Origin of the sequence: Acinetobacter sp. CIP 102529, from assembly GCF_000368325.1 — a bacterium.
Taxonomy (GTDB): domain Bacteria; phylum Pseudomonadota; class Gammaproteobacteria; order Pseudomonadales; family Moraxellaceae; genus Acinetobacter; species Acinetobacter parvus.
Map to the genome: position 1 here is coordinate 221,369 of NZ_KB849355.1, position 13,446 is coordinate 234,814.

Consider the following 13,446-nt stretch of genomic DNA (forward strand, 5'->3'; position numbering starts at 1 on the left):
AATTCAGGTTGATTATGACGGAAGCACAACAGCAGTTAGCTCCAACAAGACCAAGACGGCAACGGCGCATTCTTCGAAGCATTGCGCTGATTGTGCTGGTCATTCTTTTATTGCTGGTCAGCTCGTTAATGGTGATGATGTCTACGGACAAGGGAAGCCGTTTCTTACTGGATCGTGTGCTGCAAAGCCAAAAAGTCATTAAATATGAATATGAGGGTGGTAACCTGCTTTCAGGGATCATCCTGAAAAATGTATTGCTGCAAGTCAAGGCTGTGGATGTGTCGCTGGATCGGGTCGATGTGTCTTTAGGCTGGCGTGCCCTGTTAAACAAGGAACTGCACTTCAGCCATGCCGATGTACGTAACTTAAGGATTGTGAATAAAAAACCGCCATCAGGTAAACCATTTTCCTTTGATGCGATTAAATTGCCTTTTGTATTAAGGGTAGATGAGGCAACTATAGACCATCTTCAAATCAAGACCAGCACCTCGAAGACCGACTTTAGTGATATTTATTTAAAGGATGCCTTATGGTCGGGAACAAAGCTGAAGTTCGAAGACTCCCGCATGGATATGGGTTATCTGGCGCTCCAGCATGCAACAGGTGAAATGGATTTTATCGGTAAATACCCATTGAATCTCAAAACTGACCTGATAATTCCCTCATTAAAAAGTCTGGATATCCAGATGATTAAGGTTGTCGCCAGAGGAACACTTGATACCTTAAAGGCAGGAGTTGCAACCCGTACCCCTGATCTACTCACAGGTTGGGTTGTGGTTCATCCTGTACGTGACCATGTACCAATGAACGGCGAATTGTTCTTTAAAAATTATCATTTACCCTTGCTAAAAGAACAGAAATTATTTGCAAAAGATGGCGTGGCGCGGTTTAACGGTGACATTCAAAAGTTACATCTGACACTGGATACCGACCTGAAAGGTGAACAGATTCCTGAGGGGAAATATAATGCCCTGATGGATACTGACTTGAAAAACCAGCTCAATATCAATGATTTTAATGGTCAGTTGATGGGTGGTAGGGTTGGTCTTAAGGGTGTGGTGAATTGGCATAATCATGTGTCATGGGATGTTAAGGGGCGTTTGGAAAAATTAAACCCGAAAGATAAAACTTTGCCGCAAGTGGCTCAGGATTTCTTGCCGCCCAATCTGGACGCAAACCTAAGTTCATCAGGTTCAATGGAAAAAGGGCTGTCCTTAAAAGCCAATCTTGATTTCGACAAATATGAAAGCTGGGCCATCAAGCTCAATCAGGCTGAGGCGAAAGATCACAAAGCTCAACCAATGCTGTTAAATATTGCATGGCAAGGAATTGATCGGGCTGTACCTTATATTGGCTGGTTGAGTAGTGCCGAAGGGTATACTGATGTTACGCTGAAAGAGGGACAACAGGATATCTATGTGTCAACCAAGGTACGTCCGCATGAGAAAACACTGTTACCAACAGGACAGTATAATGCACGCTTTGATGTAAAAGGTGATCTTTTAGATGTGGAACGTTTCCATTATCAGGCTGAAAAAGGCAGCCTAACAGGTCAGGCCAAGGTGAAACTGCCAAATGAAAAGCAGCAGCTTGCATGGCAGGCACAGCTACAGGCACAAAATTTTAATCCGCAGACAGTGGTTGCAACAGCACCTGTTAATCTACTTAACGGTCAGATTAAAGCGACTGGTTTTGCCAAACCCAACCAGCAGATCATTCAATTTAACCAGATTGATCTCAAGGGGAAACTGGCCCAGGCAGGTAAAACTGAAACGGTTGCCTTAAAAGGAAAAAGTACAGCGGCTCTTATCTTCCATGATCAAAAAGCGGGTGGCGGCTTTAAAAGTTTTGCCGTGAATTATGATGGCTCACTCAATGCCTTAAATCAGGGCAATGGCTTATTAAAAATCAATATTGCGGGTACACCTGAATACATTAAGATCAATCAGCTAAAACATGATGGTGTAGCGGGTAAAGTCTATGCCACTGGTGCAGTCAATCTTAAAGATAAATTGGGTTGGGATCTGGATGCCTCACTGGTACGTTTTAAACCCCAATATTTCGTTTCCAGTGTTAAGGGTGAAGTGTCTGGTCACGTAAAAACACAGGGTGTCTGGTCTGAACAGCTAAAACGTATTGATATCCGTCAACTGAATGCCGCTGGTTTTATTAATAACAAGCCAATCAGGGGACGCGGCAACCTGACGCTCTTGCTGGATTCCAACCAGAAAGGCTTTTTGCCACAACAGTTTGAAGCCAATGATTTATATTTTTCCTATGCACAAAATCAGTTACAGGCAACGGGTAATGCCCAAAGCCTGAAAATCAAGCTCAATGCACCTGCACTCTACGAACTATATCCAGGTCTGAAAGGCCGTGCCTATGGCAGCCTGAATGTGCAGCCCCAGCCACGCTTAAAGGCAATCGCAAATATTGCCGTGGATAATTTTGCATTCAAGGATGTGGCAAGTGTTAGATCGTTGCGTATTCAGGGTGAATTGCCAACATCAGAAACCACCCCAACGTTATTGGCGGCAAAAATTGACCATTTACGCAGTGGCAATCGTGAAATCGAGAATGCTACGGTCAATCTGGCTGGAACACGTAAGGCGCATGTATTAAAAGTTGAAAGCAAAAATCGACAATCAAATTTTTATCAACAGCTTGCAGGCGGCTTTAACTCAAACAATGAATGGCTGGGGCAACTGCAAAAAGGAAACTTTGCTTCGCCACGTATCAATCTTGTGCAAAATCAAAATGCGGCGATTGTGTATTCAACCCGATTATCCGAACTGTATGTTGGGCAGCATTGCTGGCAGAGTGCACACAGCCAGTTATGTCTGGATCAGCCTGCACGTATTAGTCAGGCCAAGGGTAATGTCTCTGTCATTACCAAAAATATCGACTTAAATGACTTTACTGCTTTTATGCCAGAAGGATTGGCGGTTACGGGTCAATTGAATGGTTATGCCAAGGCCTCATGGGTTCAGGGTAACCGTCCAAAAATTGATGCCAGCCTGGTGACACGCAAGGGTGAGATTGGCTTGGCGGCAGATGATCCACAAGAACCAGCCACCACCATGACTTATGATGAGTTGAGCCTGATTGCAAAGAGTGTCAGTGATGGGTTGTTGTTCCGTATCGACATGAAAACCCCAGATATTGGAACGGGTTATGCGAATGTGATTGTCAATCCTTTTCAGGATAATATGCCAATGCGTGGCGAAGTAGCTTTTGATGATGTTCAGTTAAAAGTTTTTAAACCATTTATCAAGGATGTCCGTTCAATGGCGGGCACGCTTGCACTTGCTGGTAAAGTGAATGGGACTTTAACTCAACCTCAATTCACAGGTGAAATGCGTCTGAAAAATGGTGCCATCAGCATGATTTCATTGCCTGTCAATCTCACCAATATCCAGTTGTATTCCTCAATCCGTCAGGATTCAGCCAGTATTGATGGTGCGTTTAACAGTGGGCAAGGTGTGGGTCGCTTAAAGGGTAGCTTTGACTGGAAAGAAGAACCACATCTGGCATTGACCTTAAAAGGTGACAACCTGTTGATTCGTCAGGCACCAATGATCACTGCAATTGTCCAGCCTGATTTAAGCCTTGATGTTTATCCATTTGATCAGCGCTTAAGCTTGAAAGGGTCAATTGATGTCCCTCGCGCGCGCATTTCAATGCCAGAAACCACCGCAACCGTGATTAACGTTTCGCCTGATGTCCGTGTTGTGCAGCAAGGACAGGACTTGTTGGCAACCTTAAAGTCAGCAAAACCGTGGGACATTCGTGCTGATATGACCCTGACGTTAGGCAATCAGGTTGTTTTCCAGGGCTTTGGAAGTAATATTCCACTCGTTGGACGTTTGCATCTATCCCAGCGTGGTCTCGAAACCGCAATGCGTGCCAATGGTGCGATTGGGGTGAGCCAGGAAGTGAAAATTGAGGCCTATGGTCAAAGTCTGGACTTGAACCGAGCCATTGCCCGTTTTAATGGGCCATTGGCCAACCCAACACTGGATATTGATGCCAATAAACCTGTGCAAGGCAGTATGGTTGGGGTACGGGTAACAGGTACGGCAACTGTGCCGAATGTTCAGGTTTATAATGATGCTGGCTTGTCAGAACAAGAGGCCCTCAATGCCTTGCTTACGGGACGTATCAATGAGGGTGGCAGTGGTTTAAGCAATACTGAAGGCTTTAAGTCAGACGTGAACAATACCATTGCAGCCGCTGGTATCAGTATGGGTCTGGGGGGTACACGGGCTTTAACCAACCAGATTGGTCGAACCTTTGGTCTGAGTGGTCTGGCATTGGACGCACAGGGTACAGGAGATGATACTCAAGTCAGCCTGACAGGGTATATCACACCAGATTTATTTATCCGCTATGGCATAGGTGTGTTTACTCCTGTGAATAAACTCACCTTACGTTATCAAATGAACCGCCGTTTATATCTCGAAGCGAGTCAGTCTTTGGAACGCGCGATAGATATTTTCTATAACTGGCGTTTTTAGTATGTAAAAATAAAAACCTGTTTTACAATGATAAAACAGGTTTTTTTAATGACATTTATTTTAAATAAGGAAATATGCTAAAATTAAAATAAGTTATTGAAAATAAAATATTTATGATATTTTTGGGAGGAAAGGGATGAAATCTGTCACTTTTAGTCAGATTTTGGCAATCATCAGCCTTGGGGTGATTGGCTGTACATTTCAAACAAATGCTAAAGAATACTATAAGTGGGTGGACGCACGTGGTGTAACAACATATTCAGCAACACCACCTCCAACTCAGAAACAGGAACCTCAACTCGACCCTGCAAAGAGAAATCCCAACACCGCTACAACCCAGACCGTAACTCATCCAACAACACCTCCGCCAGTAGCAAACAAAGAAGCAAAAACAACTGTAGCGGCGACCAGTGCAAATGCGGTTAAGACCACCACCGCTTCTGCAACAAATTCAGCTAAGCCAGCTGCTGGTGCGACCACTGCCAGTCCATCTACAGCGGCTGCTGTAGCAGCCCTGATCGCTGTAAAAAACTGTAATGGTGTCAGATGCTGGGATTCAAAAGGTAGGTATTATAATCTGGTTGCAGGTAATACCTATCTTTCTGCAACAGGCAGTAAATGTCAAAAGAATGGCAATAATATGCAGTGCAGCAAATGATTTGTATGTTTCTATTGCGGACAGGATGGTTTTAAATACTTCCTTTTGCAAAATAAATCAGTTTCAGTATGATGTGTGGATCAAATTAGTCGCAGTATGATGATGAATAAAGTTTTGTTGATTGCAATAGGTTTGGTTTTGGTCGGTTGTAGCAAAAAAGAGCCACTTACACCTGAACAACAATGGCATGGCTATTGTGTAAGTGTCGGGAATGCTGCGCGTTCGATTACGCTGGATCGTCAAAATGGGATTGAGCAAAAACAGGCAACAGAGCATGCGGGTAAAATTGAGGATAAAACCACGCGTAAGTTTATTTTCGGTATCATTGAAAAAGTCTACGCAATCCCAGCCGAAGAACTCAAGGCTGAACCAGATGCATTACGTGAAAAACTGAAGCAACAATTTACTGAACAATGTTTGGCAACTCCACATGAAAAGCTGCCGAACTATAAACTATTTTAATGTATTAACCGAAAAGACAACACCCTTGTCTTTTTTTGTGAAACTAAATGAGTGTTTTACTGGACTTTGGCTTTATACCAAAGCGGTATTTCAAACTGATGGGCATTTCGCTATAAAATAATGGTCATCACGTAGAAATACAGTTGTTGCATTAACTTTTAACTCGAAGTCTAGTAAAATTTTGCTGTCCATATTGCTTGTAAAGCTTACAGAAAGCTGGAACTTACAGGTAATTTTTTAAAAAAGAGGAATAACACCGTGCTAGAAGCTTACCGCCAACACGTTGAAGAACGTGCCGCACTCGGAGTCCCACCGAAGCCACTTGATGATGCTCAAACTGCTGCATTAGTTGAATTATTAAAAAATCCACCAGCAGGCGAAGAAGCTTACTTGGTTGATTTGCTTGAAAACCGTGTACCTGCAGGTGTTGACCAAGCGGCATACGTTAAAGCTGCTTTCTTAGCTGCTGTAGCAAAAGGTGAAACAACCTCTCCACTCGTTTCTAAAGAGCGTGCTGTTTACTTATTAGGTACGATGCTTGGTGGTTATAACGTTGCTCCTTTAGTTGAACTTCTAGACAATGCTGAGCTTGCTGAATTAGCTGCAGAAGCATTGAAAAAGACACTTCTTGTATTTGATGCATTCCATGACGTAGCAGATAAAGCAAAAGCAGGTAATGCTGCCGCTAAAGCTGTTTTACAATCATGGGCTGAAGCTGAATGGTTCACTAGCCGTAAGGATGTTCCAGAAGAAATCAAAATCACTGTGTTTAAAGTAACAGGTGAGACCAATACTGATGACTTGTCTCCAGCTCAAGACGCTTGGAGCCGTCCAGATATCCCATTACACGCAAATGCAATGTTGAAAAACGAGCGTGACGGTATCAACCCTGAAAAACCAGGTGAAGTTGGTCCATTAAGCCAAATCAAAGAATTGATCGCGAAAGGCAATCAAGTTGCTTACGTGGGTGACGTTGTTGGTACGGGTTCAAGCCGTAAATCTGCAACTAACTCTGTACTTTGGTTCTTCGGTAACGAACTTCCACACATTCCAAATAAAAAAGATGGTGGTGTGTGCTTAGGTTCTAAGATCGCTCCAATTTTCTTCAATACAATGGAAGATGCAGGTGCATTACCTGTTGAAATCGACGTTGCTAACATGAACATGGGCGACGAAGTTGTATTGAAAATTGATCATGCTGCTGCAAAAGTTACTGCATTCAAAGACGGTGCACAAATTGCAGAAGCTGAGCTTAAAACGCCTGTACTATTAGACGAAGTACGTGCTGGTGGTCGTATTAACTTGATCATTGGCCGTGGTTTAACAGCTAAAGCGCGTGAAGAATTAGGTCTTGAGCCTTCTACTTTATTCCGTACTCCAGTACAACCTGCTGACACTGGTAAAGGCTTTACACAAGCTCAGAAGATGGTAGGTCGCGCATGTGGTCTTCCTGAAGGTCAAGGTGTTCGTCCAGGTACTTACTGCGAACCTAAGATGACGACTGTTGGTTCTCAAGATACAACTGGTCCTATGACGCGTGACGAGTTAAAAGACTTGGCGTGCTTGGGCTTCTCAGCTGACTTGGTAATGCAGTCTTTCTGTCACACTGCTGCGTATCCAAAACCAGTTGACGTAACAACTCACCATACATTACCAGACTTCATCATGAACCGTGGCGGTGTATCTTTACGTCCAGGTGATGGTATTATCCACTCTTGGTTAAACCGTATGTTACTTCCAGATACAGTTGGTACTGGTGGTGACTCACATACTCGTTTCCCAATCGGTATTTCATTCCCAGCGGGTTCTGGTCTGGTTGCGTTCGCAGCTGCAACTGGTGTTATGCCACTTGACATGCCTGAGTCTGTACTTGTTAAGTTCAAAGGTAAAATGCAGCCTGGTATTACTTTACGTGACCTTGTACATGCGATTCCTTACTATGCGATCAAAGCTGGTGACTTAACTGTAGAGAAGAAAGGTAAGAAAAACATCTTCTCTGGTCGTATCTTGGAAATCGACTTATCAGAAATGGAAAATGACTTGACTGTTGAGCAAGCATTTGAACTTTCTGACGCATCTGCTGAGCGTTCTGCTGCTGGCTGTTCAATCACGCTTTCTGAAGAGAAAGTTGCTGAATACCTACGTTCTAACATCACTATGTTGAAGTGGATGATCGCAGAAGGTTATGGCGATGCTCGTACAATAGCGCGCCGTGCTGAAAACATGCAGAAGTGGTTAGATAACCCAAGCCTGTTAAAAGCTGATGCTGATGCAGAATACTTAAAAGTTTACGAAATCGATCTTGCTGACATCAAAGAACCAATTCTTTGCTGCCCGAACGATCCAGATGACGCTAAACTTCTTTCTGACGTTCAAGGCGACAAAATTGATGAAGTATTCATCGGTTCTTGTATGACAAACATCGGTCACTTCCGTGCTGCAGGTAAATTGCTTGAACAAGTACCAGGTGGTTCTTTATCAACTCGTCTTTGGATTGCGCCACCAACGCGTATGGATGAGCATCAGTTGATGGAAGAAGGCTTCTATAACATCTATGGTAAATCAGGCGCACGTACTGAAATGCCAGGCTGTTCACTCTGTATGGGTAACCAAGCACGCGTAGCACCGAACACGACTTGTGTATCGACTTCTACGCGTAACTTCCCGAACCGTTTAGGTCAAGGTGCAAACGTTTACTTGGCTTCTGCTGAGCTTGCGTCTGTAGCTGCGGTACTTGGTAAATTACCAAGCCCTGAAGAATATCAACAGTACGCGTCACAAATTGACAGCGCTGCTGCTGACATCTACAAATACTTGAACTTCGATAAGATGAGCGAATATACAAAAGAAGCTGATCAAGTTGATACCAAGAAAATTCAAGCTGCTCAATTGACTTGATTATTTGATAATTAAATCTAATTAGTTTATAAAAGCTCCACTTAGGTGGAGCTTTTTTATGTCTATTGATAAAAGAATACTAGATAATTTGGGGGTGACTTCAGTTACCAATTTTGTTGAGACACAGATACTTTGTGGTTGGCAAGGTTATGATGCTAAAAATGACAATGCATTTGATGGCATGATTATTATGAGGAGGGGGAGTAGTTCCGCAAAAGAGACAGGTGGAATTCTTTTTGTACAAATAAAATGTGGAACGACTGGTGGTTATAAAGTAGTTAGACAAAGAGACCCTGAAAATATAGGCATACAAGTTGGGGAGGTATATATTAGAAATCATCGGGAACGTTGGAACATAGTGCCAAGTCCATCCATCCTTATTTTTGTTGATGCTGATAACTATGATGTTCGTCAACCACATAAATATGAACCAATTATGTATTGGGTAGACTTAAAAAAGGATGAAAGTTATTGCGCAACCAATAAACAACTTATTTTAGTACCAAAAAAGAACAAGATTAGTTTAAAGACTAAGGGGGAGTTTCACGAGCTTTGTAGAGGATATTTAGGAAATGCTACTTTAGAAGATATTTTTATAAATAGTAGTGAAGGGTTGCCTGTACATTTAGGTTCAAAAATTAGTCTAAAGTCATCTGCATGGGATTTTTATAAAAATTGGAGAAATCAAGGTATTTATAATCATCAAAAACTAGGAAAAATCTACATTAATGGTATGGGGTGGAGGCATATTACAAGAGCTGGTAGAGGTAATCAGAGGATTGTAGCTTCTTGGTTGTTGTTACCTGTTGCGAGAAAAATTATTGAAATTACTCAGGACTTTAAAGTTTTGGATAGGATTGATATAAAGCAAAGAAGCGACTTAAATAGAGTGCTTATAAGAGATTATATAGCTCTTCGTGCTAAAGTTAGCTTCAATTATAGAGATTCAAGTATTGTGCAAGTTATTCTGAAAAGAGAAAGGCTTTATGATGTAAATAATGGGTTGGTGAATCAAAATTTATGGTTTTATTCTGTATTTGAGTTGAGAAGAGGAAGAGTGCAGTAAATTTCAAACGGAAACACTAAAGCGAACATAGTTTTTGAAAAGACTATACGCAATTATCGTCTTTATTCGATAAATTCTTTCTAATATTGAAATAAACTGCATTGTGATAATACTATTAGAGGTATTAATAATCAACACTATAAGTAATATATAATAATTTTTTATTACATATCATAGAATAATTATCTCTACCAACTTAACTTTAAATTTTTAAAATGTCTAAACAATCGCGTTTCTTATGTATTGGTGGATTTCTTAACGGTTCTGCTGTTAAAGCTCAAGGTGATAGTTTTATCTGTGTCGAAAATAACAAAAAAGTAGCCTATCACAAAAAGGAAATTTTCCATCCAAACTCATGGGATCAAGATTACTACGTCTGCGAAACGACAACAGACCAACAAGCACGGAATTGGGTCTATGATATCAAGCCCGATTAATTAAGCAGATATAATTTAGTACTTTTTAAAATAAACATATGAAAAAGCCCCATCATAAGGGGCTTTTTTAAAACTAAAACAATTCTACCAATAACCCAACACTTTCCACCAAAGTCCGCCAATCACCACAAAGATAGTGATATTAACAACACTCATGACAAAGTTCTCTTTCCACCATGCACTAAGAATGGTTTAGTAGGATACAAATCACTTATCAAATGCCTGAGCAACATGATACATTTTAGCTTGATTTATATAACGATAAATATGGTATGGCTCAATTTTCATGGCAACGCCTAAGACGGTTTGTTTATAACAATCTGCATGATGATGACTATAAAAGTAAGGTGAGTACCTGTGTCAACTACTTACTGATTTCCCTAATCATTGCCAATGTTGCAGCCGTGTTACTGGAGTCAGTGGATGACTTGTATAAGCTATATCAGCCTTATTTCAATATTTTTGAAAATCTCTCAATCCTTATTTTTAGCGGTGAATATTTATTAAGGCTATGGAGCATCATTGAAAAAAATCCACAGGAATCAGCATGGAAGCAGCGGTTTCGCTGGATGAAAAGTGGCGGGGCGATTATTGACCTCATGGCGATTTTACCTGCGTACTTAAATTTCTTTGTCCATATTGATTTGCGGTTCCTACGGGTTTTACGACTATTCCGATTACTCAAATTAACCCGTTATTTTGTGTCATTACAGATACTTTTACGTGTCATCCAGCGAGAAAAAGGTTCATTTCAGGCGGTTATTTTCATCTTGGTCATTATGATTGTGATGACGGCATCCGCAATTTACGTGGTGGAAAATAAAGCCCAGCCTGAAGCATTTAGCTCAATCCCAAAAGCAATGTGGTGGGCGGTTGTTACATTGACAACAGTGGGCTATGGTGATGTAACGCCTGTAACCAATTTAGGGCGTATCCTGGGTGCATTCATTACAATTCTGGGTGTCGGTATTGCAGCTTTGCCCGCAGGTATTTTAGCTTCAGGCCTTGCCAATGAATTAAACCAGCGTAATCAAAGCCTGGAACAGGAGTTTCGTGAAGCCTTGCAAGCCAAAGGGCTGGACTTGTTGCATGACCAAGTTGAAATTGAACGAATTCGTAAAAAAGTGGGTTTACCAAAAGAGCAGACCCATGAAATTATCATCCAACTGGTCAGGGAGAAGTTACTTGAGAGTCAGGAACAGGAGAAAAAGAAATATCATTACTGTCCGCATTGTGGTGAAAAATTATCCGAATAAACCGCAAGTTTAATGAAAAACAGCGTTAGAGATCAATTTTAAGAATCGAGTCGTGTTAAGAAAAAATGATAAAATCTAGAGGAGTTGATATGAGTCAAAAACTGATGTTGTGTTGTGCAGCATTTATTCTTATGTTGATTTTAATCATTTCAGGTATTCATCCATTTGACCGTGGTACATGGGTCATGGAAGTTGTTCCTGTTGTCATCGTTTTACCCATCTTATTTGCAACTTATTCAAGATTTCCATTAACTAATCTCTTGTATAGCCTAATTTTTTTGCATGCAATTGTATTAATCCTTGGTGGAGCATATACCTATGCACGTGTACCTTTAGGTTTTGAGATTGCTCAATGGTTGGGTTTAGATCGAAATCCTTATGACAAGATTGGACATTTTATGCAGGGCTTTGTCCCTGCGATTGCTGCACGGGAAATCCTGCTTAGAAAACAGATTTTGATCAAAGGAAAAATGCTCACTTTTATTGTGATCTGTATTGTATTGGCGATTAGTGCGAGCTATGAGCTGATTGAATGGGCTGCTGCTTTAGTAATGGGGCAAGGGGCGGAGGAGTTTTTAGGAACTCAGGGATATGAATGGGATACCCAGTCTGATATGTTCTTTGCCTTAATTGGAGTAATAACTGCCTTGCTATTGCTGTCCAAATGGCATGACCGACAAATTGCAAAGCTGATGAATTGATCTTAATCAATGAATAAATCTGCCGTTAAGACACGGCAGATTGATTTTTTTGAGTGTATTTAGCATAAGCCAGTGCAATTAATAAAATTGCTAGTCCCCCTAAACTTAGTACAAACCCAACCCAGATCGGTGCTAACCAACCCATATTATGGCTAAGTACCCATCCTCCAAGAAATGTACCAAAGGCATTGGCTAAATTAAATGCAGAATGATTTAATGATGCCGCTAATGTTTGTGCATCGTCTGCGATGTCCATTAAATGTGTTTGTAATGCACCACCTAACCCAATCACAGTGAAACCAATCAGAAATAAGGCTGTAATCGCAGTATAGAGATTAGACATCATAAAACTTGCAAGTACAAAGGCGAGTGCAGAACTCACCAAAATTCCAATCATCGTTTTAAATAGGCTTTTATCTGCCAGCCAACCAGAAACGAGACCTCCAATCACCATACCAACGCCCCAAATGGCTAGCGCAATCGGGACTATACGAATATCTGCATGGGTATACTCAGTTAAAATTGGAGATACATAACTGTAAACAGAGAACATGCCGCCAAAACCGATTGCACCAACAGCCAGCGTTAACCATATATTGATGTTTTTTAGGCCTGCCAATTCTGCTTTAATACTGGCTGTCTTTTGAAGTGGAATATTGGGCGCGAAAAGGCTGACACCGATTAAAGTAATAAAGGCAAGGACGGCAGAAAACTCAAAACCAGATTTCCAACCAAATTGCTGACCAAGCCAAGTTGCAATAGGAACACCAATCACATTGGCAAGGGTGAGTCCCATCATTACTTGTGCAATCGCAGTTGCTCTACGTTGTTTTCCTGCCAATTCGGCTGCAACTAATGCTGCTACACCAAAATAAGCACCGTGAGGAAAAGGATAAGCCTATGGATGCAATCGGCACAAAAGATTTTTTAGCGATCACAGGATACACCCACGCCATTTTAGAGATGGATGAATGGATCAGAGATAAACCTTATTTTTATCTGATTAAAGATCATTATTTAGTGGATGAGGCAATTCGTGTCGAGTACATTATCATTCAGTAGACGCTGTTTTGCTTCAAATAATAGACATAATAATTTGATTTATTTGTTATCTTTACATTTTTGCAAGAATATAAACTTATGAAAAAATTTTTATTTTTAGGTTTAATCCTGACTTCACTTACAGGGTGTGATGTGGTTCTAGGATTTTAGACCACGTCTATAAGTGATAATCTACTCCCCAATAAGCATAGGAAATGCTTGTTTTTGGAGTCAACCATGACACGAAGAAAACGTCGTAATCATTCAGCAGAGTTTAAAGTTAAAGTTGCTCTCGCAGCAATTAAAGGCGACCACACACTCGCTGAACTTTCTACTCAATTCGATTTACATCAAAACCAAATCATCGATTGGAAAAATCAACTGCTTGAGCAATCAATCAATATTTTTTC

10 protein-coding genes and 2 pseudogenes are annotated in these 13,446 nt (G+C 41.1%); 10 read left to right on the plus strand and 2 right to left on the minus strand.

Annotation, left to right across the window (positions count from 1 at the left end; translation table 11 throughout):
• The first annotated feature begins 14 nt into the window (after window positions 1–14).
• The 6 genes from F972_RS06150 to F972_RS15205 all read left to right on the plus strand — a co-directional run bounded on the left by F972_RS06150 (window position 15) and on the right by F972_RS15205 (window position 10,038).
• Complete coding sequence (locus tag F972_RS06150; protein WP_004769274.1) at window positions 15–4,517, plus strand: translocation/assembly module TamB domain-containing protein; 4,503 nt, start codon at window positions 15–17, stop codon at window positions 4,515–4,517.
• Window positions 4,518–4,653: 136 nt separating this feature from the next.
• A complete protein-coding gene (locus F972_RS06155; RefSeq protein WP_004759982.1) occupies window positions 4,654–5,175 on the plus strand; it encodes a DUF4124 domain-containing protein in 522 nt (173 codons plus the stop codon).
• A gap of 99 nt (window positions 5,176–5,274) precedes the next feature.
• Complete coding sequence (locus F972_RS06160) at window positions 5,275–5,637, plus strand: hypothetical protein (protein WP_004798925.1); 363 nt, start codon at window positions 5,275–5,277, stop codon at window positions 5,635–5,637.
• A gap of 258 nt (window positions 5,638–5,895) precedes the next feature.
• Entirely contained in the window at window positions 5,896–8,535 is a 2,640-nt protein-coding gene (locus F972_RS06165) for a bifunctional aconitate hydratase 2/2-methylisocitrate dehydratase (RefSeq protein WP_004769277.1), read from the plus strand.
• Window positions 8,536–8,593: 58 nt separating this feature from the next.
• Window positions 8,594–9,601 (plus strand): DUF4365 domain-containing protein, encoded by a 1,008-nt coding sequence (locus F972_RS06170; protein ID WP_004769278.1) that lies wholly within the window; start codon window positions 8,594–8,596, stop codon window positions 9,599–9,601.
• Window positions 9,602–9,816: 215 nt separating this feature from the next.
• Complete coding sequence (locus tag F972_RS15205; RefSeq protein ID WP_004769280.1) at window positions 9,817–10,038, plus strand: hypothetical protein; 222 nt, start codon at window positions 9,817–9,819, stop codon at window positions 10,036–10,038.
• A gap of 84 nt (window positions 10,039–10,122) precedes the next feature.
• On the opposite strand, the pseudogene F972_RS15800 reads toward F972_RS15205, so the two are convergent.
• Window positions 10,123–10,230, minus strand: a pseudogene (locus F972_RS15800) (2-oxoglutarate/malate translocator); the annotation flags it as partial.
• An 80-nt stretch (window positions 10,231–10,310) separates the two neighbouring features.
• Here F972_RS15800 and F972_RS06175 point away from each other — a divergent pair.
• A complete protein-coding gene (locus F972_RS06175) occupies window positions 10,311–11,294 on the plus strand; it encodes an ion transporter (protein ID WP_004769283.1) in 984 nt (327 codons plus the stop codon).
• Between the two features lie 89 nt (window positions 11,295–11,383).
• Window positions 11,384–11,995 (plus strand): DUF2238 domain-containing protein, encoded by a 612-nt coding sequence (locus F972_RS06180; RefSeq protein ID WP_004677657.1) that lies wholly within the window; start codon window positions 11,384–11,386, stop codon window positions 11,993–11,995.
• Between the two features lie 25 nt (window positions 11,996–12,020).
• On the opposite strand, the pseudogene F972_RS06185 reads toward F972_RS06180, so the two are convergent.
• Window positions 12,021–12,884 (minus strand): annotated as a pseudogene (locus tag F972_RS06185) (MFS transporter); the annotation flags it as partial.
• Between F972_RS06185 and F972_RS15805 the strand changes: the two are divergent.
• Both F972_RS15805 and F972_RS06190 read left to right on the plus strand, forming a co-directional pair.
• A complete protein-coding gene (locus F972_RS15805; RefSeq protein ID WP_155756449.1) occupies window positions 12,851–13,057 on the plus strand; it encodes a hypothetical protein in 207 nt (68 codons plus the stop codon). The pseudogene F972_RS06185 and the gene F972_RS15805 overlap by 34 nt on opposite strands.
• A 216-nt stretch (window positions 13,058–13,273) precedes the next feature.
• Window positions 13,274–13,446 (plus strand): IS3 family transposase (locus F972_RS06190; RefSeq protein WP_004769287.1); only part of this gene is annotated, 173 nt, incomplete at its 3' end.

What these genes read in the sequence shown, in the direction of transcription:
- F972_RS06150 (WP_004769274.1), top strand. Translation starts at nt 15, where the DNA reads ATGACGGAAGCACAACAGCAGTTAGCTCCAACAAGACCAAGACGGCAA.
- F972_RS06170 (WP_004769278.1), top strand. Translation starts at nt 8,594, where the DNA reads ATGTCTATTGATAAAAGAATACTAGATAATTTGGGGGTGACTTCAGTT.
- F972_RS06180 (WP_004677657.1), top strand. Translation starts at nt 11,384, where the DNA reads ATGAGTCAAAAACTGATGTTGTGTTGTGCAGCATTTATTCTTATGTTG.
- F972_RS15805 (WP_155756449.1), top strand. Translation starts at nt 12,851, where the DNA reads ATGCTGCTACACCAAAATAAGCACCGTGAGGAAAAGGATAAGCCTATG.
- F972_RS06155 (WP_004759982.1), top strand. Translation starts at nt 4,654, where the DNA reads ATGAAATCTGTCACTTTTAGTCAGATTTTGGCAATCATCAGCCTTGGG.
- F972_RS06160 (WP_004798925.1), top strand. Translation starts at nt 5,275, where the DNA reads ATGATGAATAAAGTTTTGTTGATTGCAATAGGTTTGGTTTTGGTCGGT.
- F972_RS06175 (WP_004769283.1), top strand. Translation starts at nt 10,311, where the DNA reads ATGGCTCAATTTTCATGGCAACGCCTAAGACGGTTTGTTTATAACAAT.
- F972_RS15205 (WP_004769280.1), top strand. Translation starts at nt 9,817, where the DNA reads ATGTCTAAACAATCGCGTTTCTTATGTATTGGTGGATTTCTTAACGGT.